General features: G+C 68.7%; 13 protein-coding genes. 10 read left to right on the top strand and 3 right to left on the bottom strand.

What is annotated here, in order from left to right; genetic code table 11:
- The first annotated feature begins 30 nt into the window (after positions 1 to 30).
- The 10 genes from EPN51_RS04170 to EPN51_RS04125 all read left to right on the top strand — a co-directional run bounded on the left by EPN51_RS04170 (position 31) and on the right by EPN51_RS04125 (position 22,800).
- The gene (locus EPN51_RS04170) at positions 31 to 3,525 is read left to right on the top strand and encodes an amino acid adenylation domain-containing protein (protein ID WP_293037525.1); all 3,495 of its coding nucleotides are present in this window, start codon (positions 31 to 33) and stop codon (positions 3,523 to 3,525) included.
- 32 nt (positions 3,526 to 3,557) lie between these two features.
- The gene (locus EPN51_RS04165; RefSeq protein WP_293037522.1) at positions 3,558 to 4,304 is read left to right on the top strand and encodes an alpha/beta fold hydrolase; all 747 of its coding nucleotides are present in this window, start codon (positions 3,558 to 3,560) and stop codon (positions 4,302 to 4,304) included.
- Between the two features lie 5 nt (positions 4,305 to 4,309).
- Positions 4,310 to 5,629 carry a polyketide synthase gene (locus EPN51_RS04160; protein WP_293037519.1) on the top strand — a complete coding sequence of 440 codons (1,320 nt, stop codon included), beginning with the start codon at positions 4,310 to 4,312 and terminating at the stop codon, positions 5,627 to 5,629.
- Positions 5,629 to 8,688, top strand: a complete 3,060-nt coding sequence (gene mbtD / locus EPN51_RS04155; protein ID WP_293037516.1) for a mycobactin polyketide synthase MbtD — start codon at positions 5,629 to 5,631, stop codon at positions 8,686 to 8,688. Before EPN51_RS04160 ends, mbtD begins: the two co-directional genes overlap by 1 nt.
- Position 8,689: 1 nt before the next feature.
- On the top strand, positions 8,690 to 15,265 hold the full coding sequence (locus EPN51_RS04150) for a non-ribosomal peptide synthetase (RefSeq protein ID WP_293037514.1): 6,576 nt from the start codon (positions 8,690 to 8,692) through the stop codon (positions 15,263 to 15,265).
- Positions 15,262 to 19,695 (top strand): amino acid adenylation domain-containing protein, encoded by a 4,434-nt coding sequence (locus EPN51_RS04145; RefSeq protein ID WP_293037511.1) that lies wholly within the window; start codon positions 15,262 to 15,264, stop codon positions 19,693 to 19,695. The genes EPN51_RS04150 and EPN51_RS04145 overlap by 4 nt, the downstream gene beginning before the upstream one ends.
- The gene (gene mbtG, locus EPN51_RS04140) at positions 19,692 to 20,978 is read left to right on the top strand and encodes an NADPH-dependent L-lysine N(6)-monooxygenase MbtG (protein ID WP_293037509.1); all 1,287 of its coding nucleotides are present in this window, start codon (positions 19,692 to 19,694) and stop codon (positions 20,976 to 20,978) included. The genes EPN51_RS04145 and mbtG overlap by 4 nt, the downstream gene beginning before the upstream one ends.
- The gene (locus tag EPN51_RS04135) at positions 20,959 to 21,174 is read left to right on the top strand and encodes an MbtH family protein (RefSeq protein WP_293037506.1); all 216 of its coding nucleotides are present in this window, start codon (positions 20,959 to 20,961) and stop codon (positions 21,172 to 21,174) included. Before mbtG ends, EPN51_RS04135 begins: the two co-directional genes overlap by 20 nt.
- Before the next feature lie 260 nt (positions 21,175 to 21,434).
- Positions 21,435 to 21,965, top strand: coding sequence for a hypothetical protein (locus EPN51_RS04130; protein WP_293037503.1), 531 nt, complete (start codon positions 21,435 to 21,437; stop codon positions 21,963 to 21,965).
- A gap of 316 nt (positions 21,966 to 22,281) precedes the next feature.
- On the top strand, positions 22,282 to 22,800 hold the full coding sequence (locus tag EPN51_RS04125; RefSeq protein WP_293037500.1) for a hypothetical protein: 519 nt from the start codon (positions 22,282 to 22,284) through the stop codon (positions 22,798 to 22,800).
- Here EPN51_RS04125 and EPN51_RS04120 read toward each other — a convergent pair.
- The 3 genes from EPN51_RS04120 to EPN51_RS04110 form a co-directional block, all read right to left on the bottom strand.
- Positions 22,794 to 23,681: a sigma-70 family RNA polymerase sigma factor gene (locus tag EPN51_RS04120; protein WP_293037498.1), complete on the bottom strand. Its 888-nt coding sequence runs from the start codon at positions 23,679 to 23,681 to the stop codon at positions 22,794 to 22,796. The genes EPN51_RS04125 and EPN51_RS04120 overlap by 7 nt on opposite strands.
- Positions 23,678 to 24,274, bottom strand: coding sequence for a carboxymuconolactone decarboxylase family protein (locus tag EPN51_RS04115; protein ID WP_293037491.1), 597 nt, complete (start codon positions 24,272 to 24,274; stop codon positions 23,678 to 23,680). Before EPN51_RS04115 ends, EPN51_RS04120 begins: the two co-directional genes overlap by 4 nt.
- 84 nt (positions 24,275 to 24,358) lie before the next feature.
- Complete coding sequence (locus EPN51_RS04110; RefSeq protein ID WP_293037487.1) at positions 24,359 to 24,673, bottom strand: type II toxin-antitoxin system VapB family antitoxin; 315 nt, start codon at positions 24,671 to 24,673, stop codon at positions 24,359 to 24,361.
- Between the last annotated feature and the right edge of the window lie 199 nt (positions 24,674 to 24,872).

Raw genomic sequence — 24,872 nt, 5'->3', positions numbered from 1 at the left:
GGGCAGCCTGTGCTAATTCAGGGAGGGTCTGTGGTGCATGCCCCGGCGCGCTCGGAGGACATCCGGGCGGAGGTGGCTGAACTGCTCGGCGTCGACGTCGATGCAGTTCAGCCGGGTAGCAACCTCATCGGCCAGGGTCTGGATTCGATCCGGATCATGACTTTGGCCGGCCGCTGGCGCCGCCAGGGCATTGCCGTCGACTTCGCCACGCTCGCCGAAATGCCGACCATCGACGCTTGGGCGCAGCTGGTCACCGGCGGGCAGAGCGCTGATCAGCGGGCCTTGCCCGTCGACGCCCCCGGCGACCCTGAGCGATCCGGGGACGACGAACCGTTTTCGCTGGCCCCGATGCAGCACGCGATGTGGGTCGGCCGCCAAGAAAACCAGCGGCTCGGCGGCGTCGCCGGGCACCTCTACGTCGAATTCGACGGTGGCCCCATCGATCCGGAACGGCTGCGCACAGCGGCCACCGCGCTGGCCCGTCGCCATCCGATGCTGCGGGTGCGGTTCCTGCCCGACGGGACGCAGCGCATCACACCGGCCGACGAGTGCGGCGCCTTCCCGGTCAGCGTCGAGGATGCGCGGGACCTGAGGGCCGACGAGGTCGATCAGCGGCTCGCCGCCATCCGCGACGCCAAATCACACCAGCAGCTCGACGGCGCGGTCTTCGAGTTGGCGGTGACGCTGCTACCGGACCAACGGTCCCGGCTCCACGTCGACCTGGACATGCAGGCCGCCGACGCGATGAGCTATCGCACCCTGATGGCCGACCTGGCGGCCCTCTACCTCGGCCGCGACCTGCCCGAACTGAGCTACACCTACCGCCAGTACCGCCAGGCCATCGAGGCCGACGACGCACGGCCGCAACCGGACCGCGACGCGGACCGGGCCTGGTGGGCGCAGCGGCTTGCCGAGCTGCCGGACCCACCCGCCTTGCCGACCACCGGCGGCCGCGGCCTCGACCAGAGCACCCGGCGCTGGCACTGGCTGGACCCGCAGACCCGCGATGCGCTGTTCACCCGCGCCCAGGCGCGCGGATTCACCCCGGCGATGGCGCTGGCCGCGGGGTTCGCCGACACCCTGGCACGCTGGTCGCCCACCTCGCGCTTTCTGCTGAACGTCCCGTTGTTCGGGCGCCAGGCCCTGCACCCGGACGTCGACTCGTTGGTCGGTGACTTCACCTCCTCGCTGCTGCTCGACGTCGATCTCACCGGCGCGGACACGGCGGCGGCCCGGGCGCGGGTGGTGCAGGACGCGATGCGCACGGCGGCCGCCCACTCCGCCTATCCCGGGCTGTCGGTGCTCCGTGACCTCAGCCGTCATCGCGGCACCCAGGTGCTCGCGCCCGTCGTCTTCACCAGCGCGCTCGGACTCGGCGAACTGTTCAGCTCCGAAGTGACCGGTCAATTCGGCACACCGGGCTGGATCATCTCCCAGGGGCCACAGGTGCTGCTCGACGCGCAGGTCACCGAATTCGACGGCGGCGTCCTGGTGAATTGGGATGTGCGCGAAGGGATCTTCCCGCCAGGTGTCACCGATGCGATGTTCGCCTACCACATCGACGAGCTGCTCCGGCTGGCCGCCGCCGACGACGCGTGGGACGCGCTAAGCCCCTCGGCGCTGCCGGAGGCTCAGCGCGCGGTGCGCGAGGCGGTCAACCGTCGTACCGCCGAACCCAGCGGAGAAGCCTTGCACGACGGATTCTTCCGGCAAGCCGAGCAGCAGCCCGACGCGCCGGCGCTCTTCGCGAGTTCCGGTGACCTCAGCTACGCGCAACTGCGCGACAAGGCGCTGGCGGTGGCAGCCGCGCTGCGTGCGGCCGGCGTCGGCCCCGGCGACACCATCGCGGTGATGGGCCCGAAAACCGCCGAGCAGATTCCGGCGTTGCTGGGCATCCTGTCCGTCGGCGCTGCCTACCTGCCGATCGGTGTCGACCAGCCCCGCGACCGCGCCGAGCGCATCCTCGAATCCGGCTACGTGCGCCTGGCCCTGGTGTGCGGCGGCCGACGACTGTCCTTGCCGGTGCCCGAGGTGGTGATCGCCGACATCCTTCGCGATGCCCCCCAGCGCGCCGAAATTCACTCTGCGAGAATCGATCCCGCCGAGCTCGCCTACGTGTTGTTCACCTCCGGCTCCACCGGGGAACCCAAAGGTGTCGAGGTCACCCACGACGCGGCCATGAACACCGTGGAATTCATCGCCGGCCACTTCGAGATCGGCCCCGCGGATCGATGCCTGGCCCTGTCGACCCTCGAGGGTGACATCTCGGTGATGGACATCTTCGTCACCTTGCGTACTGGCGGGGCCATCGTGGTGGTCGACGAAGCGCAGCGGCGTGATCCCGACGCCTGGGCCCGGCTCATCGACACGCACAAGGTCACGGTGCTGCATTTCATGCCCGGCTGGCTGGAGATGCTGATAGAGGTCGGCCGCGGGCGGCTGTCGTCGGTCCGGGTGGTGCCCACCGGAGGCGACTGGGTGCGGCCGGAGGTGGCGCGCCGCCTGCAGGCTGAAGCGCCCAACCTTCGGTTCGCCGGCCTTGGAGGCGCGACCGAAACCCCGGTCCACAACAGCATTTTCGAGGTGACCGAAGCGATACCCGAAGACTGGACCGCCCTGCCCTTCGGCATCCCGCTGCCCAACAACGCCTGCCGTGTCGTCGACGACACGGGCGCCGACTGTCCCGACTGGGTTCCCGGCGAGTATTGGGTGTCCGGCCGCGGCATCGCGCGCGGCTACCGCGGACGTCCCGATCTCACCGCGGAACGCTTCGTGGAGCGCGACGGCCGAATCTGGTACCGCACCGGCGATTTAGTTCGCTACTGGCCAGACGGCACCCTCGAATTCGTCGGCCGCGCCGACCACCGCGTCAAGATCAGCGGGTACCGTGTCGAGCTGGGCGAGATCGAGACCGCGTTGCGTCGCGTACCCGGGGTGCGGACGGCGGTGGCCGCCCTGATCGCCGTGTCCGGCGAATCCGACGTGCTGGCCGCCCAGGTATGCACCGACGACGCCGGCTTGACCGCGGCGGGAATTCGGCAGTCTCTCACCGATCTCGTGCCCGCGCACATGATCCCGCGCCACATCACGGTGGTGGAGCGGATCGGCTTCACCGATGCCGGAAAGCTCGACCGGCGCGCCGTGGCGCGCGAATTGGAAGCCGCCGTTTCGCAGCGGCCGGGCCACCGCGCGCCCTCGACGCCGCTGGAATCCGCGCTGGCGATGATCGTGGGTGATCTGCTCGGCCGGCAAAACGTCGGCGTCGACGACGACTTCTTCGCGCTCGGCGGCGATTCGGTGCTCGCCACGCAGGCCGTGGCGCGAATCCGGGCCTGGCTGGATGCACCGGACATCATGGTCGCCGACATCTTCGCCAACCGAACCATGTCGGCGCTGGCCGCGGTGCTCAGCGCCGGCGAGCACCACCCCGGACGACTCGACCAGGTCGCCGAGCTATATCTGGAGGTTATCGGCATGGACGCCGAATCGGTTCTGGCGGCCTCTCAACAACCCGCGAAATCGTAAACAGCACAATGATATTGAAGAGCCTGATCACCATGTCTTCCACGTTCCCGTCCTGGATCAAGCGGACCCCGGGCCGCAACGACGGGCCGGCGGAGCGCCCTGCGGGTGCCACCGTGATATTCCCGCACGCCGGGGCGGCCGCCGCGGGCTATCGGGTGCTGGCCGCGGCGCTGGCCGCCGGCGGCGACACCTACGTCGTGCAGTACCCGCAGCGGGCCGACCGCCTCAGCGAGCCGGCTCACGAGAGCCTGCATGACCTTGCCGTCAGCCTCTTCCAGGCCGCACCGTGGCCCGGCGTCGCACCGCTGACACTGTTCGGGCACAGCATGGGCGCCGTCGTCGCCTTCGAATTCGCCCGCATCGCCGAGACGCACGGCGCGGCCGTGCGCAAACTCTGGGTATCGGCGGGACCACCGCCATGCGTGGTCGGCGACATGCCCGAACTGCCGACGAGTGACGACGGAGTGCTGGCCGACATCGCCGATTTGGGCGGCACCGACCCCGAGCTGCTCGCCGACGAAGAGTTCTCCGAACTGCTGACCACCGCGGTGCGCGCCGACTACCGGGCCTTCAACCGTTATGACCCCAGCCCCGATGTTCGTATCAGCGCGGACATCCACGTATTGGGCGGCCACGACGACCACCGGATCGGGACCGGTGTGCTGCGCCAGTGGGAAACGCACACCGCCGGATCCTTTGCCCTGTCGCTGTATGACGGCGGGCACTTCTACGTCTACGACCACGTCGACGCGATCGCCGCGCAGGTGAACGCCGGGTGAGGCCAATGTCGGATGATGCGTATGGCGCCGAGAGCGTCGACCCCGTCGTGATCGTCGGCATGGGGGTAGAGGCGCCCGGCGGCATCGAAAACGCCGAGGGGTATTGGGATCTGCTGGCGCACGGCCGTGAGGCGCTGGGCCCGTTTCCCACCGACCGCGGTTGGGCGGTGCGCGAACTGCTCGCCGGATCGCGCCGCAGCGGTTTCAAAGAGATCCGCGACCGTGGTGGATTCCTGAGCGGCGCAACCACATTCGATCCCGAATTCTTCGGGATATCACCGCGCGAGGCCGTGGTGATGGACCCGCAGCAGCGGGTCTCGCTCCGGGTGGCCTGGCGCGCCCTGGAAAACAGCGGCATCAATCCCGACGACCTCGCCGGGCACGATGTGGGCTGCTTCGTCGGCGCCTCCGCCACCGGCTACGGACCCGAGATGGCCCGGTTCTCCGAACACAGCGGCCATCTGCTCGCCGGGACCGCGCTCAGCGTGATCTCGGGCCGCATCGCCTACACGCTGGGATTGACCGGTCCGGCGCTGACCCTGGATTCCTCGTGCGCGTCGGCGCTGGTGGCCTTCCACGTCGCGGTGCGTTCCCTGCAGAACGACGACTGCGTCATGGCCATCGCGGGCGGGGTCAACGTGCTGGGCTCACCCGGCTTCTTCGTCGAATTCTCCAAACAGCACGCCCTCTCCGATGACGGATACTGCCGCCCCTACAGCGCGCAGGCCAGCGGAACCGTGTGGGCCGAGGGAGCGGCGATGTTTGTGCTGCAACGCAAATCGGCCGCGCTGCGTGCCGGCCGGCAGATCGTGGCCGAGGTGCGCGCCACCGCCATCAACCAGGACGGGCGCAGCGCCGGGCTGAGCGCGCCCAGCGGCGACGCCCAGGTTCGCCTGTTCCAGCGCGCCATCACCGCGGCCGGGATCAAGCCCGCCGAAGTGGGGATGATCGAGGGGCACGGCACCGGCACCCGGCTCGGCGACCGTACCGAATTGCGCTCGCTGGCACAGGCCTACGGCGACACCGAAGCCGGCGCCGGGGCCCTGCTGGGATCGGTGAAGTCCAACGTGGGGCACTCGTTGGCCGCCGCCGGAGCGCTGGGGCTGGCCAAGGTGCTGGTCTCCGCCGAACACGGCACCGTCCCACCCACCCTGCACGCCGAGGACGCCAGTCCCGAAATCGAGTGGGACAAACAGGGTTTACGGTTGGCGCAGAATCTGACGCCGTGGCCGGCCATCGACGGACAGCGCATCGCCGCGGCCTCGGCGTTCGGGGTCGCCGGCACCAACGCGCATGTGATCGTCTCCGTCCCCGAGGTCGCGTGATGCTCACCCATCGATTGCCGGACGGGCGTGTCCCCGTGCTGCTGAGCTCCCACGACCCGGAGCTGATCCGCCGCGACGCCGTGGCGATCCTCGATTATCTGGGCCGCGTCGACTCCCCGGATGCGACCGCCGCGGTCGCCTCCACCCTGCTGCGGGTGCGGCGCACGCGCCGGCACCGCGCGGTGCTGCGAGCAGCCGACAGCGCCGAGCTTGTCGCCGGTCTGTCGGCGATCGCTCGCGGCCACGAGCACGAGCTGGTCACACAATCCGCGAAGACGACGCCGTCGCGCATTGCGTTCGTGTTCCCGGGCCAGGGCAACCAATGGCAGGCGATGGGCGCCGACGCCTACCGACAGTTGCCCGCCTACCGTGCGGCGGCCGACCGGTGCGCGCAAGCGTTCTTCGCCGCCGGATTCGCCTCTCCGCTCCCGTATCTGGTGGGCGAAGAAGAGCGCAGCTGGTCACGCCCCGAGATCCAAGGAGCGCAGTTCACCCACGCGGTCAGCCTGGCCGAGGCATGGCGATTCTGCGGGGTGCTGCCCGATATCGCCATCGGCCACAGCCTCGGCGAGGTGGCGGCGGCATATGTGGCCGAAGCGATCTCGCTGCGAGACGCCGTCGCTCTGGTGGTCGCCCGCGCCACCGTTGTCGACCAGTTGACGGGCCGCTACGCGATGGCGGTGCTCGGCACCGGCCTCGACATTGCCGAGTCGCTGCTGGCCGAGGCGCCCGGCTGGGTGGAAGTTTCGGCGGTCAACGGGCCGTCGTCGACCGTGGTCGCCGGCGATCACGACGCGGTGGCCGCCGCGGTGCGGCTCGCGCAACAGCGCGACATCTTCACCCATCAACTGTCCGTCGACTATCCCGGCCACACCAGTGCGCTACGTCCGTTGCGTGCCAGCCTGGGCGAGCTGACACCGCGGTCGGCGTTCCGGGACGGGCCGGTGAGGTTCATCGGCTCCACCCTCGGCGCCGAGTTGGGCGAAGCGACCGATTTCTCCGGATATTGGTATGAGAACCTTTGCGGCACCGTGCGATTCGATCTTGCGGTGCAATATGCCCGCAGCCGCGGGGCTGACACATTCGTGGAGCTCTCGGCGCACCCGTCGCTGCTCTATCCGCTGGGCGACATCGTCGACGACGAGTCGACCGTCATCGTCGGCTCGGGGCACCGCGACCGGCCCATCACCGAATCGCTGTCGGCGAGCATCGCCGCCGTCGCGACCGCCGACCCCGGCTGCAGGTGGACCGACGCGGTCCCGGCGGGTGACCAGGCTCCGCTGAGGGGGTTCCCGAACACGCCGATGCGCGCGGTGCACCTCTGGGCGGCGCCGGAACGCGTGACCGAACCGACGTCGGTGCCGGCGCTTACGGTGGCCGTCGAGGACTGGCAGCAGACGACATCGCCGATCACGCCGAGCACAACAAACCCCGACATCGGGTTCTTCGGTGCGGACGCGCTGGCCCGTCGGCTGGCCGATGCCGTTGCGGCGCAAGGCGGCTGCCGTGTGGTGGCACCGAACGACGCGGAGATCCTCGCAATCGTGGCACCCGGTCTCGACCGGCTCGACGCCACGGCCGCAATCGAGCAGATCGCCGGCCTACCCGATGCCGGCCTACCCGACTACCCCGCGCTCATCGGCCCGCGATGCCGGGCCGTCTGGCTGCTCACCGCGGGCGCCGAACAGATCGATCGGGATGACTCCGACGTCTCACCGGCGCAGGCGGCCCTGGCCGCGATGCATCGCAGCGTCGGGTTCGAATTCCCGGATCAGGCGTTCGGGCATCTCGACCTCGCGCACCGAGACGTGGACGCCGCGACCGCGCGGGCCGTCGTCGACGTGTTGTCGGGCGAGGCGGCCGAGGTCGCGTTGCGGGGCGGCGAGTCACCGCTGAGCCAGGTCCGATGCCAGGTCCGAACATTCCGCGAGTGCCGCGAATCGGCGGCGAGCCGGCCACTCGACGCCGCCGCCCTGGACGACGTGGTGATCACCGGCGGCAGCGGAGCCATCGGCCTGCAGTATGCGCGGTACTGCCTGCAACGCGGGGCGCGGACCGTCACCCTGCTGAGCCGTCACGGCGTCGACCCCGCCGCATTGCGTCAGCTCGCCGACAAACACGACGCCGAAGTGCGTGCCCCGCAATGCGATATCACCGACCCCGCCGCACTGGCCGCCGCGGCCGCGACGTACGCGGGTTCGGGGGCGTCGTTGCTGATCCACACCGCGGGCATCGCACAGGCGCGCTCGCGCTCGGAGCTCACCGGCGCCGACGTGGCGGCGGTGTGCGCCGCCAAGGTCCGCGGATTGGCGTTGATGGCCGACCTCTGGCCGCTGCGGCCGGACTGCCGAATCCTCGCCTGCTCGTCGGTGTTCGGGACCTGGGGTGGCTACAGCCACGCGGCCTACGCGGCGTCCAACCGGATGCTCGATGTGTTGGCCGCCCAGTTACGGGCCAACGGCCGCGACTGCGTGGCGATCCGCTGGGGACTGTGGCAAGGCGCCGGGGTGGTGGTCGGCGACGAGATCACCCGCACCGAACGCTCGGGTCTGGTGGCGATGGAGCCGGAGGCGGCGATCGAAGCCAGTCTGCACCGATACGACGGCGATCCGCTGATTTTCGACGCCGACTTCGACCGGCTGCGGGTGTTCTTCGAAAGTCAGGGAATGCCAATGCCGTTCATCGCTTCGCACACCGGTGACGGCGGCGCAGCGGAGAACGTCTCGATTGCGAAGCCGCTCGCCGAGGTGGTGCGCGCCGAATTGGCCGCGACGCTGCACCTGGGTGATTCGCTGTCGATCGACCCGGGAACATCGCTCATCGACCTCGGCGTGGATTCGTTGCTCGCCCTCGATTTACGTAAGCGGCTGCGCCGCACGGTGGGGAATTCCGTTCCGGTGGCCCGCATGCTCGGCGGCATCACCGTGGACGAGCTGATCGACGCGCTGCGCGCCGACCCGGCAGGCGATCCCGCGGCGCCGCCGTCATTCAAACGCACCGGCGCCGCCAACGGTACCCACCACTCACCGCTCGCAATGCTCGAAAGGTTGGACTCCTAGCGTGACAGACACCACCGGCGCCGGCACCCATCTCGACGATGAGCGCCTGGAACTACTGCGCCGCAAGCTCGCCGAACGCGGCCTGGCACGGCCGGCGGCCGCGGGGGCCGTGGCCACCTACGACGAGCCCCGCATGTCTGTCGGCCAACACCGAATGTGGTTCGTGCAGTCAGTCGATCCCGACAGCGCGTTGCTCAACATCTGCGTCTCCTATCGCCTCACCGGCGCCGTCGATGCCGCGCGGTTGCATCGCGCGGTCGATGCCGTGGCCGCGCGACACCCCGTACTTCATACGACCTATGCCACCGGCGGCGACGGCGACCCGCGCCCGGTCATCCGCGACGACCTGCGGCCCGAGTGGGCCGAACACGACCTGTCCGACTTGACCGATCAGGCCCGCCGCTTGCGGCTGGATGTGCTGGTGCAGCGCGACTTTCGCCGGCCATTCGACCTGAGCAACGATTCACCACTGCGCGTCACGGTGGCGCGCTTGGCCGCCGATGACCTGATACTGCTGATCGCCGCGCATCACATCGCCTGGGACGACGGCTCGTGGGCACCGTTTTTCGCCGATCTGACCCGTGCGTACACCGAGCCGGACGACTTCGCCGCCGGGCCGACGCTGCCGGATCTTTCCCACGACCCGACCGCGACCCGTCAGGCGGATCTGGATTACTGGCGGCCGTTGATGGCCGATCTGCCGGAGCCACTGGAACTTCCCGGGCCCAACGGTTCGGTGGTGCCCAGTACCTGGCGTGCGCAGCGCGCAACCGCGCCGTTGTCGGCGGACACCGTCGACCGGGCGGCCGCGCTGGCCCGCGAGACGGGCGCCACTCCATACATGGTGTTGATGGCCGCGTTCGCCGCATTGGTGCACCGCTACACCCAGTCGACCGACTTCCTGTTCGCGGCCCCGGTGCTGAACCGCGGTGTGGGAACCGAGGATGTCATCGGGTACTACGGCAACACCGTCGTGATTCGGCTGCGCCCGCGGCCGCAGCAGACGTTCCGCGAGCTGCTGGCCCAGACCCGTGACGGCGCGGTGGGCGCTTTCGCTCATTCGCGTGCCGACCTGGACTGGCTGGTGCGCGAGTCAAATCCCGACCGCCGGCACGGCGCCGACCGGATGACCCGGGTCAGCTTCGGACAGCGAGAGCCCGACGGCGCCGGCTTTTGCCCGCCGGGCGTGCGCTGCGAGCGCGCCGAATTGCGTGGTCATTTCAACCAGCTGCCGCTGAGTCTGACGGTCGAGCGCAACCGTACGCCGGATGGGCCGGGCGGCGGCGTGATCGAGGCCGAGTATCTGGTTGAGGTGCTGGATCAGCAGCTGGTGGAGCAATTGCTGCGGCACTACGCCGCCCTGCTGGACAACCTGTTGTCCGCGCCCGACGCGACGCTGTCGGCGTGCGCACTGATGAACGACGAAGACGCCGAATGGCTGCGCGCAGTCTCGACCGGCGAAGAATTCGTCACCCCGGCCAGCACACTGCCGGCGCTGGTCAGCCGGCGAGCGGCGCTGACACCCGATGCCGTCGCGGTCGTCTACGAAGGACGCGCCTACAGCTACCGTGAAATCGATGAAGAGTCGAACCGGTTGGCGCACTGGCTCATTGAGCAAGGAATCGGCACCGAGGATCGCGTCGCGGTGCTGCTGGACAAGTCGCCCGAACTGGTCATCACCGCGCTCGGCGTGCTCAAGGCGGGTGGGGTGTACCTGCCGGTGGATCCCACCTACCCGGAGGACCGGCTGAGCTTCATTCTGGGGGACGCGGACGCCAAACTCGTGCTGCGCGAACCGGTTTCCGGTGTAGGGGAGTATCCGGCCGCCGCGCCCACCGCGTTGATCCGACCGCTTGACCCGCAGAACACCGCGTACCTGATTTACACCTCGGGTTCGACGGGACTGCCCAAGGGCGTTCCGGTGCCGCACGCGCCCATCGCCGAGTACTTCGTCTGGTTCGGCGACGAGTACCGGATCGACGAAACCGACCGGCTGCTTCAGGTGGCGTCGCCCAGCTTCGACGTGTCGATGGGCGAGATCTTCGGGACGTTGATCATGGGGGCCCGACTGGTGATTCCGCGGCCCGACGGGCTGCGCGACATCGGCTACCTCACCGATCTGCTGGCCCGTGAGGGCATTACGTCGATGCACTTCGTGCCGTCGCTGCTGGGGCTCTTCCTGTCGTTGCCCGGCGTCAGCCAGTGGCGCACGCTGCGGCGCGTGCCCATCGGCGGGGAGGCGCTGCCCGGCGAGATCGCCGACAAGTTCCACGCCACCTTCGATGCGTCGCTGCACAACTTCTACGGACCGACCGAGACCGTCGTGAACTGCACCAGCTACCCGGTGGAGGGCGCCCAGGGTACGCGGGTGGTGCCGATCGGCCGGCCCAAGATCAATACGCAGGTATATCTGCTCGACAATGCCCTGCGGCCGGTTCCCGTCGGGGTGATCGGTGAAATCTACATCGCCGGAACGCACGTCGCGCACGGATATCACCGCAGGGCGCAGCTGACGGCCGAGCGCTTTGTCGCCGACCCGTTCACCCCGGGCGGGCGCATGTACCGCTCGGGCGACCTGGCCCGGCGCAACGCCAACGGGGACATCGAGTTCGTCGGCCGCGCCGACGAGCAGGTGAAGATCCGCGGTTTCCGCATCGAGCTGGGCGAAATCGCCGCCGCCATCTCGGTCGATCCCAGCGTCGGACAAGCCGTCGTGCTGGCCATGGACCTGCCCCAGTTGGGTAAGAGCCTGGTCGGATACGTGACGCCGGCCGAGGGCGCCGACACGGAAACGGTTGACGTCGAACGTATCCGCTCTCGGGTGGCCGCCGCGCTGCCGGACTACATGACTCCGGCCGCCTACGTAGTGCTCGACGAGATCCCGATCACCGCACATCAAAAGATCGACCGCGCCGCGCTGCCGCAGCCACAGCTCGCGGCCGGCACCGAGTATCGCGACCCGGCGACTCCCACCGAAATCCGGATCGCCCAACTGTTTTCCGGGCTGCTCGGCCACGAGCGGGTGGGTGTCGATGACTCGTTCTTCGCTTTGGGTGGCCACTCGCTGGTCGCCACCAAGCTGGTCACCGCGATCCGCTCCGAGTGCGGCGTGGAACTGGGCATCCGCGACGTGTTCGAGCTGGCCACTGTGGGCCTGTTGGCGGAGCGGGTCGACCAGCTGAGTTCGGGCCAACTGACGCAGTCGCGCCCCAGGCTGATCGCGACCACACACGACGAGCCCATGCCGCTGTCGGCGTCGCAGCTGCGCAGCTGGTTCGCCTATCGCCTGGACGGGCCCAGCCCGGTCAACAACATCCCCTTCGCCGCGAAGCTGACCGGACCGTGGGACATCGATGCGCTGATCGCCGCCGTCGGCGATGTCGCCGCCCGCCACGAAATCCTGCGCACCAGCTACGTCGAGTTGGACGGCGTGCCCTATCAGGTCGTGGGGCCGGCCGGCGTCGAGATTCCGGTGCGCCGCGCCGACGGCGGCGGCGAGGCGTGGCTGCAGCAGCAGCTCGACGTCGAGCGGCGCCACTGCTTCGAACTGGACTCGGAACTGCCGATCCGGGTCGCGGTGCTGCGCACCGAAAACGCGGCCGAGCACGTGCTGTCGCTGGTCGTGCACCACATCGCCTCAGACCATTGGTCGGCGGGCGTGCTGTTCTCCGACGTGATGACGGCCTACCGGGCGCGGCGCGGTGGGGAAGCGCCGTCCTGGGCGCCGCTGCGCGTCCAGTACGCCGACTACGCGGCGTGGCAGCGCACGTTCTTGGGTGACGCCGGCGGCCAGGAGTCCGCCATTGCAGGCGAGCAGCGCGAGTACTGGACCCGGCGGCTGACCGGGCTGCCGGAGGACACCGGGCTGCGCCCGGACTTCCCGCGCCAGCCGGTGCCCAGCGGGGAGGGCGAATCCGTCGACTTCCACATCGACTCGGCCACCCGCGCCAAGCTCGGCGGGCTGTGCCGCGAGTTGGGCATCACCGAATTCATGCTGCTGCAAACGGCTGTCGCCGTGGTGCTGCACAAGGCCGGTGGCGGCGTGGATATTCCGTTGGGCACCCCGGTCGCCGGGCGCACCGAAGCCGAATTGGACCAACTGATCGGCTTTTTCGTCAACATCCTGGTGCTGCGCAACGACATGGACGGCAACCCGACGTTGCGGGAACTGCTGAAGCGGGCCCGGGAGACGGCGCTGGCCGCCTACGCTCACCAAGACCTGCCGTTCGACCGGGTGGTCGACAGTGTCAGCCCGGTGCGGTCGCTGTCACGCAACCCGCTGTTCCAGGTCGTCGTGCACGTACGGGATCACCTGTCCGCCACGCGGGTCATCGAGACCGCGCCCGCGGGCGGCGCCGGGCGGGACACCGTGTGCACGTCACTGGATCCCGTCTTCGACATGGCGCACGCCGATCTCAGCGTCAACTTCTTCGGCACCGACGGCGCCGACGACATCGGCTACAACTGCAATGTCATCTTCCGGACCGAGCTCTACGCCAGAACCACCATCGAGCGGTTGGCCGGATGGCTGATCCGGGCGGTCACCGCGTTCGCCGATGACCTCGATCAGACTCTGCGGGACGTTGCGCTGATCGATGCGGGAGAACAGCGCCGCATTCTGCGGGACTGGAGCCGCGGTGCGCGGCCGCCGCACGACCGGCCACGGACCATACCGGAATTGCTGGAACCCAGTCGGACGTGGGGAGCGGACCGGATCGCGGTGCGCTGTGGCGACCAGCAGATCGATTACCCTGCGCTGCACCGCTGTTCGGATAACCTGGCCGCGCTGCTCGCCAGGAACGGGGTAGGCCCGGGGGCGTTGGTCGGGCTGTCGACCCGTAGGAGCATCGAGCTGGTGGTGGCGCTGGTGGCCATCATGAAGGCCGGCGCCGGCTACTTCCCCATCGATCCCGGCTATCCGTCGGCGCGAAAGCAATTCATGCTCGAGGACGTCCGCCCGCCGGTGGTGGTGGCGACGGCCGAAGCGGTGGACACCATGCCGCACGTGCCGGGGGTCGAGTTGATCTCGCTCGACGACCCCCGGGTGGGCGCCCTGGTGGACAGCGATGACGTGGATCCGCAATCCCGGGATCTGCGGCTGCCACACCCCGATGACCCGATGTACCTGGTATTCACCTCCGGATCCACCGGCACGCCGAAAGGTGCCGTGGGAACCCATCGTTCGATGGCGGCCCGGTTGGATTGGCAGCTGCGAAACTATCCGCCCAGGACCGATGACATTCGGTTGGCGCAGGCCTCGATCACCTTCCTCGAAGGCGGCATGGAGATGCTGGCCGGCCTGGCCGCCGGCGCGACCATGATCTTGGCCGATGACGTCGAGCACCGCGACCCCGAGGCACTCGGGGAGTTGATGACCCGGTATTCGGTTGCCCAGGTGACCGCGGTGCCGAGCCTGGTCTCGGCGTTGGTGGGCAGCCGACCCGATGCGGTGCGCTCGCTGTCGCGGTTGGTGTGCGGTGGCGAGCCGGTCAGCACGTCGTTGCTGCAGCGGCTGGTATCGGTGTGCACCGATGACTCTGGCACCGAGCTGTTGAACAACATCGGTTCCACCGAGACCTCGGGTGCGGTGTCTCGCGGGCGGTTGGGCTTGCCGAATCCGCTTGTCGGAGAGCCGGTCCCGGGCGCACAAGCCTACCTTCTCGACGACGGGCTGCGCGCCGTGCCGGTCGGGGTGGTGGGCGAGCTGTACTACGCCGGTGACCAGCTGGCCCGCGGGTATTGGAAACGTCCCGGTCTGACCGCCACACGGTTCGTCGCCAATCCTTACGGAGTGGAGCCGGGTTCGCGCTTGTACCGCAGCGGCGATTTGGCCCGGTGGACCGAGGACGGCCAACTGGAATTCGTCGGACGCTCCGATCACCAGGTGCAGGTCCGTGGTTTCCGGGTCGAGTTGGCGGAGGTCGAGGCGGCCCTGGCGGCGGCCGGCGGTGTCGCCGCCTCAGCGGCCCGCACCTGGAACGTGCACGGCGGTACGTCGCTGGCGGGATATGTTGTGCCACAACGGCCGATCGTCGATGATCTCGAGAGGGCGGTGTTCGCGGGGGAGGTGCGCGCCGCGATCGCGATGACGCTGCCGGGCTACATGATGCCGTCGTCGCTGACCGTTCTCGACGTTCTCCCCAAGACCGAATCGGGCAAGCTGAACCGGCCCGGGCTGCCGCCACCGTCGGTCAGCACCGGCGGCCTGACCGAGCCGGCGCGCACGGACACCGAACGGGCGCTGGCCAAGGTGTTCGCCGAACTGCTGTCGACTCCCGAAGTGGGGCGCTTCGACGACTTCTTCGCGCTCGGCGGCGACAGCATCCTGTCGGTGCAGCTGGCCTCGCGTGCGCGGGCGGTTGGCCTGGTGGTGAGTCCGCGCATGATCTTCGAGAATCCGACGGTGCAGCAGCTGGCCGCCGCGTTGGATGCCCTGGGAGACGCAGGGGCTGACGCCGAGCGGCAGGACCAAACGACCGATGTCCGTTTCGAGCCGATGAGCGCCTCCGGTCTCTCGTCCTCGGATCTGGCCGCCGTGACGCAACTTTGGTCGTCGTCGCGCGAAGGCATGACATGACGGCTGCCGGAACCGACGTCGCGCCCGACATCGAGGACGTGATGGCGCTGAGCCCGCTGCAGGAGGGCTTGTATTCGCTGACCACGCTCGCCGAATTCACCGACGGCGAAGCGGCGGACGACCCGTACGTGATCGGCATGGCGGCCGACATCTCGGGTGAACTCGATGTCGCGCTGCTACGCGAGTGCGCGGAGAAGATGTTGGTGCGCCACCCGAACCTGCGGGCCAGCTTCTTCAGCCGGGGTATCCCGCGGCCGGTGCAGATCGTACCGTCCCGCGTCGAGTTGCCGTGGCGACTCGTCACCGCGGCGCCAGAGGACGTGCCGACGCTGGAAACCGGCGAGCGCCGCCGACCATTCGATCTGGAACGCGGACCGGCCATCCGCTTCCTGCTGATCGAATTGCCGGGTGCGCAATGGCGTTTGGTGCTCACCGCCCATCACATCGTGATCGATGGCTGGTCGATGCCGGTGTTCATCAACGAGATGATGATCCTGTACCAGGCCGGCGGCGACCTGTCGGCGCTGCCCGCCGCGTCGCGGCCGTACCGCGATTACATCGGCTGGCTGGCCGGTCGCGATTCGGAGACCAGCCAGCAGGTCTGGCGCCGGCACCTGGCGGGTCTGCCGGGTCCCACCCTGCTGGCCGCCGCCCTGGGCTCGGTGGAGGCGGCCGAGGGACAGCGGACTGCGCTGCCCCGCACCACCGAACTGCGGCTGCCGGCCGAGGCCACCGCGCGGTTGGTCGACGAGACCCGTTCGCGCGGCATCACCGTCAACACCCTGATGCAAATGGCGTGGGCGCTGGTGTTGTCCCGGCTCACCGACACCCATGACGTGGTCTTCGGGGTCACGGTCTCCGGCAGGCCGCCTGAACTGACCGGCGTCGAGACCATGGTGGGCTTGTTCATCAACACCGTACCGCTGCGGGTGCGGCTGGACCCGGCCGCGAGTGTCGGTGAGCAATGTCGCGCCGTGCAGCGCGATGCCGCGCTGCTACGTGAGCACAGCTATGTCGGGCATGCCCAATTGCGGACCCTCGGTGGGGTCGGGGAGATGTTCGACACCCTGCTGGTCTACGAGAACTTCCCGATGAACGGACTGTCCTCCGGTGGCGAATTGACCGCCGGCGGTGCGACATTCCGGCCGTCGGCCCTGCAAACCCTGTCGCATTTCCCGATCGCCATCGCCGCCCACATGGAAGCCGGCGAACTGGTGGTGCTGATCGAAGTGATCGATGGTGCACTGGGCGCCATTCCGGCCGCCGCCTTCGGGCAGCGGGTGCTGACCACCGCCGAGCGACTGCTGGGAGACTGGGAGCGGCCGCTGCGCGAGGTCAGCGTCCTCTACCAGGACGAGGCGGCCCCGCTGCGTGCCGCCGGCAGCACGACCCCGAAGTCAGCGCGGTGCATCCACGCTCGGTTCGCCGACGTCGCGGCGGGGGCGCCGGACAGCCCGGCGATCAGCTGGGCGGGTGGCGCGCTGAGCTACCGCGAGCTGGATGAGGAGACCACCCGGCTGGCCGCCCAACTCGCCCGGAACGGCGTCAAGCCCGAAACACCGGTGGGTATAAAGCTTTTCCGGGGCCCGCAGTACATCATCGCGATGCTTGCGGTGCTCAAGGCCGGCGGCATGTGTGTGCCCATGGAGCCGGGGATGCCCCCGGAACGGGTGAATTCGATTCTGCGCCAATCCGGCGCCTCGATCGTCTTGGACGAGGGACTGACCGCGCAGCTCCTCGAGAGCAGCCGGCCGCACGGTGACTTCGATCCGGTCGACGCCCCGCTCGAGCAGGCCGCGTATGTCGTGTTCACCTCGGGCACCACGGGAGAACCCAAGGGCGTCATCGGAACTCACGGCGCGGTGGGCGCCTACGCCGACGACCACCTGGACGGCGTGCTGCGGCCCGCGGCCGCCACGCTGGGCCGGCCGCTGCGCATCGCACACGCGTGGTCGTTCGCCTTCGACGCCGCCTGGCAGCCGTTGGTCGCCCTGCTCGGCGGCCATGGCGTGCACGTGGTCGACGAGCAGACGCAGACCGACGCCGAGGCGCTGGTCGCGGTGATCGCCGCGCACGGAATCGACATGATCGACACCACCCCTTCGATGTTCGCCCAACTGCAGGCTTTCGGCCTGCTGACCGACGCGCCGCTGACAGTGTTGGCGTTGGGAGGCGAGGCGGTCGGAAGCGCGGCGTGGGCTCGAATCCGCAAGGCGTGCAACACCACACCCATGACCGCATATAACTGCTATGGGCCGACCGAGACCACGGTCGAGGCAGTCGTCGCCACCATCGCCGAGCACGACGAGCCCTGCATCGGGCGGCCGACCCGGCACACCCGCGGATATGTGCTCGATTCCGGGCTGCGCCCGGTGCCGTGCGGCGCGACGGGCGAACTGTATCTGGGTGGTGCCCAGCTGGCCCGCGGCTATCTGGGCCGCGCGGGAGAGACCGCGGGGCGCTTTGTCGCCGACCCGTTTGTGGCCGCCGAGCGGATGTATCGAACCGGCGACCTGGTGCGCCGGTTGCCCGACGGCACACTGCAATACGTCGGTCGCGCCGACGCCCAGGTGAAGATCCGTGGCCACCGCGTCGAGCCCGGGGAAATCGCGGCCGCCCTCGAATCGCATCCCGCCGTCCGGCACGCCGGTGTGCTGGTGCACCGGCACACCGGCGTACCGCGGCTGACCGCGTACGTGGCGACCGGGGCGGGCGACAAACCGACGGTGACCGAACTGCGGGGCATGCTCGGCACCCGGCTGCCGCGCTACATGGTGCCGCAGCGCATCGTCCTGGTCGACGAAATCCCGTTGACCCCCAACGGCAAGCTCGACGAATCCGTGTTGGCCGCCTTCGACGCCGCCGAATCCGTCGATGGCGCGGCAACACCCGAGACCGCCACGGAATCCGCGCTGGCCGAACTGCTCGCCGAGCTGCTCGGGCACCCGCGCGTCGACGTCACCGCGGACTTCCTGCAACTGGGACTGGACAGCATCATGGCGTTGTCGGTGGTACAGGCGGCCCGGGCGCGCGGAATGGCGCTGCGCGCCAGACTTGTCCTCGACTGCGCCAACATCCGCGAACTGGCCGAAGCGATCGACTCGGAAACCGCGGCCGCCGCCCAGCAGGTGGACGAGGAAACCGGGCCAATGCCGTTGCTGCCCAACGGCCGCTGGCTCTACGAATACGGTGACCCGCGCCGGCTCGCCCAGACCGAAGCCATCCGGCTGCCCGAGACGCTGCGACGTGACCAGCTGGATGCCGCGCTGGCCAGCATCATCAACGGTCATGAAGTGCTGCGCACCCGGGTGGATCGCTCCACCATGACCCTGGTTCCGGTACCGGCCGCGGACGTCCTCAACGAACTCGAAGAGGTCGAGGTGGGTGACGACCTGGGCGCGGCGGTGCCGGCCCACGTCGCCCGGGCCGTTGACCGTTTGGACCCCGAACGCGGAACGCTGCTGGCCGCGGTGTGGCTGCGACCCGCGGCCGGCGAGAGCGTTCTGTTGCTGGCCGCGCACGTCGTGGCGCTGGATCCGGCGTCGTGGCGGGTGATCCTCGGTGAACTCGGTGCCGCCTTGGCGGCCTCGGCCGCCGGTCACTCACCGGCACCCATCCGGGAACACACCAGCTATCGGCGCTGGGCCGGCGCGCTCACCGCGCGTGCGCACGGGTTGGACACGGTGCAATTCTGGGCGTCGGAGTTGGACGGCGACGACCCGGACCTCGGCGCCCGGCGGCTCGATCCCGGCCGCGATCGGGCCCGCGACCTGATCGTCCGCAACGTCGCCACCGACGCCGACGTCACACGCCGGCTGCTGAATTCGGGTCTGCCGCTACCCACGCTGTTGGTCGCCGCCACCGCGGCGACGGTGACCAGCTGGCGCCGGCTACGCGGCCAGTCAACGCCGCCTCCGCTGCTGGCGCTCGAAACACACGGCCGCGCGGACAGTTTGGTTGACGGGCCGGGTGCGCACACCATCGACACCGGCGACACGGTGGGCCTGCTCAGCTCCATCTACCCGGTGCGGCTGGACTCGGCCGACCCGCACAGGGTGGCGGAGAAGCTGGCGGCGATCCCGGGTGATGGACTCGACTATGGGTTGCTGCGCTACCTGCGGGACGACACCGCCGAACCGCTAGCCCGATTTGCACCCCCGCAACTCTTGCTGAATTACCTTGGCGCCGCCCACACCGACGGCGGCACCGGGCTGACGCTCGAGCGCGAACTGCTCGCCGGGGTGTCGCCGGTCCCGGAGCCCGAGCTGGCGGTGCGCCACGAGCTCACCGTCGCGGCGATGGTGCTGACATATAGCGGAGAGCGGGTTTTGGCCGCGCAGTGGCGCGCACTGCCCGACATTCTCACTGACGCGGATATCACTGCGCTGCAAGAACTTTGGATTGAATCGCTGCGGGAGATGGTGAAATGAGCACACTCGCGATCGTGGGCGCCGGGGCCAAGGCGGTGGCCGTGGCCGCCAAGGCGTCCGTACTGCGCGACATGGGCGTCGAGGTTCCGGACGTGGTCGCCGTGGAACGGATCGGCGTCGCGGCGAACTGGCAGGCCAGCGGCGGCTGGACTGACGGCGCGCACCGGCTGGGCACCAGCCCGGAAAAGGACGTCGGCTTTCCGTACCGCTCGGCGCTGGTGCCGCGCCGCAATGCCGAGCTGGACGAGCGGATGACCCGCTACAGCTGGCAGTCCTATCTGATCGCCACGGCATCGTTCGCCGAATGGATCGACCGCGGCAGACCGGCGCCGGCGCATCGCCGGTGGAGCCAGTATCTGAGTTGGGTCGCCGACCACGTGGGCATGAGCGTGGTGCATGGCGAGGTCGAACGGCTGGCCGTCACCGGGGACCGCTGGGCGCTACACACCCACGAGACCACGGTGCACGCCGATGCGTTGATGATCACCGGGCCCGGTCAGGCGGAAAAGTCGTTGCTTCCCGGCAACCCGCGCGTGCTGTCGATCGCCCAGTTCTGGGACCGCGCCGCCAATCACGACCGGATCAGCGCGGAGCGGGTCGCGGTGATCGGCGGCGGTGAGACAGCCGCGGCGATGCTCAATGAGCTGTTCCGGCACCGGGTCTCGAGCATCACCGTCATTTCCCCACAGGCGACGCTGTTCACCCGTGGCGAGGGGTTTTTCGAGAACTCGCTGTTCTCCGACCCCACCAACTGGCCGGCGCTCACCCTGGCCGAACGCAGGGATGCGTTGGCCCGCACCGACCGCGGCGTGTTTTCGTCGAACGTGCAGGAGGCGTTGTTGGCCGATGACCGCATCCACCACCTGCGGGGCCGCGTCGCCCACGCGGTCGGCAGGCAGGGACAGATCCGGCTGACGCTGTGCACCAACCGCGGCAGCGAGAACCTCGAGACGGTCCACGGGTTTGATCTCGTGATCGACGGTTCCGGTGCTGACTCGCTTTGGTTCGCACCATTGTTCAGTCAGGATGCGCTTGACCTGCTCGAACTGGGCCTGGGCGGGCCCCTGACTTCGGAGCGGTTGCAGGAGGCGATAGGTTATGACCTCGCCGTCACGGACGTCACACCCAAATTATTCCTGCCGAACTTGTCAGGACTCACCCAGGGGCCCGGGTTTCCCAACCTGAGCTGTCTGGGACTGCTATCCGATCGGGTGTTGGGTTCCACTATCAGCCCGTCCAATTATCCCGTGAGAAGGAGACATGATGAGCGCCAACCCCTTTGATGACGAAAATGCGACCTTCGTGGTGCTGGTCAACGACGAGGACCAGCACAGCCTCTGGCCGACCTTCGCTGACACGCCGGCGGGCTGGCGGGTGGTCTTCGGTGCGGCGAGCCGCGCGGACTGCCTGCAGTACGTCGAACAGAACTGGTCAGATATCCGGCCCAAGAGCCTGCTTGAGGCGCTGGCGGAGGAATAACCAATCACCGCAAGGGCTTTCCGTGGGCCTTGACGGTGCGGACAGGACCCAGGGCCCGCCGCGCTACGCACTTGCGGCACAGACTATTCAGTGTGTTTTCCCGTGTCGCCGCGGTAGCGTCGTCGTAACGTGACCAACCTGAGACACAAATGCCGGTGTCGCAAGGCACACTTACACCATCTTCAGCCATGAAGACGTGTGACCGCGCGCGTCGCATCCGCGAAATCCCGCCACGGTCCATGTGTATCGAAGGGGGATCTGTGAAAACCGTGAAGTCCATTGCCACGGGCGTGGCGGCGCTGACCGCCATTGGCGGCGCGGCCGCCGGTGTGGCTTCCATCGCAGCGCCGATCGGCCTGCACGAGGTGCAGCCGGCGGCGATCGGAGCGCCACTGCCGCAAGACCCGCCGCCTCCGCCCGCGCCGCCGGCGCCGGGGCAGTTGCCGACGGCTGACCAGTTGGCCAACCTGTGCACGCAAGCGACCGACCCCGGCGTTTCGTACACGACGAAGGGCAACCTGGTCGAAAACGGGATCAGCCCCAACGAAGGGCATGTTGCCGACCATGACCTCCGAAAGGCCTACCGCAACGGGAACTTTCCCGAGCAGTTCGAGGTGACCAACATCGCGCCGGCGGGCCCGAACATGGCCCAGGCCGACGTCGCCATCACGAGCCCGAAGTTCGCCGGCCCGGTCACCAAGCACCTCGCGTTCGTCAACCAAGGTGGCAACTGGGTTTTGCAGCACGACGCCGCGATCGCTCTGATACAGGCCGCGACGGCGATCAACTGATCACGACGCGGTGCCTACCGCGTAAACCCATGCCGGTCTGGCGAACTCGCCAGATGTTCCGACGGTCAAGGACAACCCCATGCGCCGCCTTGCGGGGCGCGTGGGGTTGTCGCAGATCAGCCCGCGGCTGAATGGTGCCCGCACAGCCGGCGCACAGTTTGCTCATGTTGTTCGCACAACGGGTGGCCGTAACGTATCGGTGCTGAGACACGAAATAAAAGACGCAGCGGGCACGCTGACACCATCCACACCACCATGAACGGGCGTGAGGATTGCCATCTGTGCGTCGACATTCGTGCCCACCGAAGGGGGAACCATGAAAACCGTTAAAATCCTTGCCACCAGCGTGGCAGCTCTGGCCATCGTCGGGGGCGCGGCCGCCGGCCTGACCTCGATGTCAGCGCCGAGCTCCCAGGTCGGGGTGCAGCTCGCCGCGATCGGCGCGCCGCTTCCGCAGAATCCGCCGCCGGCACAGCCGGTCGCGGGCGCCAACGTCCCGACTTCCGATCAGCTGACCGGGCTGCTCAACAGCCTTGCCGACCCGAGCGTGTCGTTCAGCAACAAGAGCAACCTGGTGCAGGGCGGCGTCAGCGGCATCGAAGCCCATGTCGCCGACAAGAAACTGCAGAAGGCCGCGAAAAACGGCGACCTGCCCCTGTCCTTCGACGTGACGAACATCCAGCCGACCACCGCCGGTTCGGCGACCGCCGATGTGTCGGTCTCCGGTCCCAAGCTGACCTCGCCGGTCACCCAGAACGTCACCTTCGTCAACCAGGGCGGCTGGGTGCTGTCGCGGGCGTCGGCGATGGAGTTGCTGCAGGCCGCCGGTCAGTGATCGGCGCCTCGAGCGCGCAGGTCTAATTTCGCGATGCGTACCGGATCCGCCAGCACATCGATGGCTCGGATCCGGCCGCCGCGCACCACGAATCCCATGACGGACGCCGCGCGGCCGGCGACGAAGATGACCGCGCCCGCGGCACCGTTGACGGTGGCGGCACGCACCTCGCGGTCGGGTCCCGCGTAACTGCGGGCCAGTTTGGCCACCGAGGTTGCACCCTCGGTGCGGAACCCCGCGGCGGCCGGCCCGAAGTCACCGCGCAGCATCACCTCGGGATCCAGCACGGACACCAGGCGGTCGAAGTCACCACTGCGCCCCGCCGCGAAGAAGGCGTCGACCACCTCGCGCTGGGCAGCCAGGTCGCCGTCGGGAACCGGATCGGCCCGCTCGATCCGTCGGCGCGCCCGGCTGGCCAGCTTGCGGGCCGACTCCGGTGTTCGGTCGACGATGGCGGCGATCTGATCGAACGGGACGGTGAAGACGTCGTGCAACACGAAGGCCAGCCGCTCCGCCGGCGGCAACGTGTCCAGCACCACGAACAGCGCCAGCCCCACGGCGTCGGCCAGCATCGCGCGGTGTTCGGGGTCGAATTCACCGGCGGCTTCCACGATCGGGTCGGGCAGGTGGGCGGTCAGCTCCTCGCGGCCGTGGGTACGGCGGTCGCGCAACATGTTCAGGCAGATGCGGGCCACCACGGTGGTCAGCCAGGCGTCGGGGTTGGCGATAGCTTCGCCGGAGCTGCGGTTCAACCGCAGCCAGGCCTCCTGCACGGCATCCTGGGCGTCGTCGATCGAACCGAGCATGCGGTAGGCGATGGCGCCCAAGCGCGGCCGGGCAGCCTCGAAGCGGGCCGCCAGTGACGCATCCGGCTTTGTCACGGCCGATCGGTCTCGGGCAGGGCGCACACCCGGTCGCCGGAAAAGCCCGACGACCCGATGTCGAGCGCGATGTTGAAGCGGGCACGAAGGTTGCCCAGCGTGATGACGTGGGTCAGGCCGACGAGTTGGGCGGCGTCGAAGTGCGCCCGCAGCGCATCGAAAAGTTGATCGCTCACCTCGACCGGGGTGCGGCTGATCGCGGTCGCGTACTCGAGGATCAGCTTGTCGACGTCGGAAAAGCACGGGGCGTCCCGATAGTTGGCCATCCCCAGCAGCTCCTCGTCGGTGATGCCCCATTGCCGGGCGATCTGGGAGCCAAGGTCGATGCAGTATTCGCAGCGCACCGTCGTCGCCGACTTCAGCTCCGCCAGCGCGCGGTGGCGCGGGCTGAGGACGTCCAGCTTCGACTCTGCCTGCTCCAACTTGCCGTAGGCGTTGAGCAATCTCGGGATGTGGGCGTACATCCGCAGCGGTTCCAGCATTCCCGCGGTCTCGAGCCCGGTCATCTGCGCGAGCTTGCGCTTGGTGAAGAAGAAGGCGATCTTGGCGCCCAGGCCGGCGTCGCGGTCGGAGACTCCCGGTAGCCGTGGCATGGCGATCCTCCTGGCAAGTTGTGGTCTTGAACCAACGCTGTCACTAGGTCGACACGCGGGGAGGCCCAAACGTGACCACTCGACTTACCCGGGCTGGCCCAGCGGCATGTCCATGTCAAACACGCGGGCGTGGAGCACGGTGCGGTTCCGTAGTGCCGCGCGCACCGCGCGGTGCAAGCCGTCCTCGAGATAGGTGACACCCTTCCACCGCACCGCGTGCGGGAAAAGATCGCCGTAGAACGTGGAGTCCTCCGAGAGCAGGCGGTCCAGCGCGAGCACCGTTGTGGTGGTGACCAATTCGTCGAGCCGGATCTGCTGCGGCGGTATCTGGGACCAATCCCGATAGGACAGGTTGTGCTCGGGATACGGCTTGCCGTCGCGCACGCCCTTGAAAATCATTGGCCGATCTCTCCCGACGCGTTGCCCTGGCCCGACCGGTTCATGCTGGAAAGGCTAGTCGGACACCGGCCATCCCGGCGAGCAGACGCGAAAGCACCCCAACACGCCGACGAAGGGGGTTTTGTGTCTGCTCGCGCTCCACTGGTGAAGCCGAAGGCGCCCGAGACCGTAAAATGAACCGGGTTAAGGGGGTATCGAA

Origin of the sequence: Mycobacterium sp., from assembly GCF_004298145.1 — a bacterium.
In the GTDB taxonomy this organism is placed as follows: domain Bacteria; phylum Actinomycetota; class Actinomycetes; order Mycobacteriales; family Mycobacteriaceae; genus Mycobacterium.
This window is presented reverse-complemented; position numbering and strand designations above follow the sequence as displayed.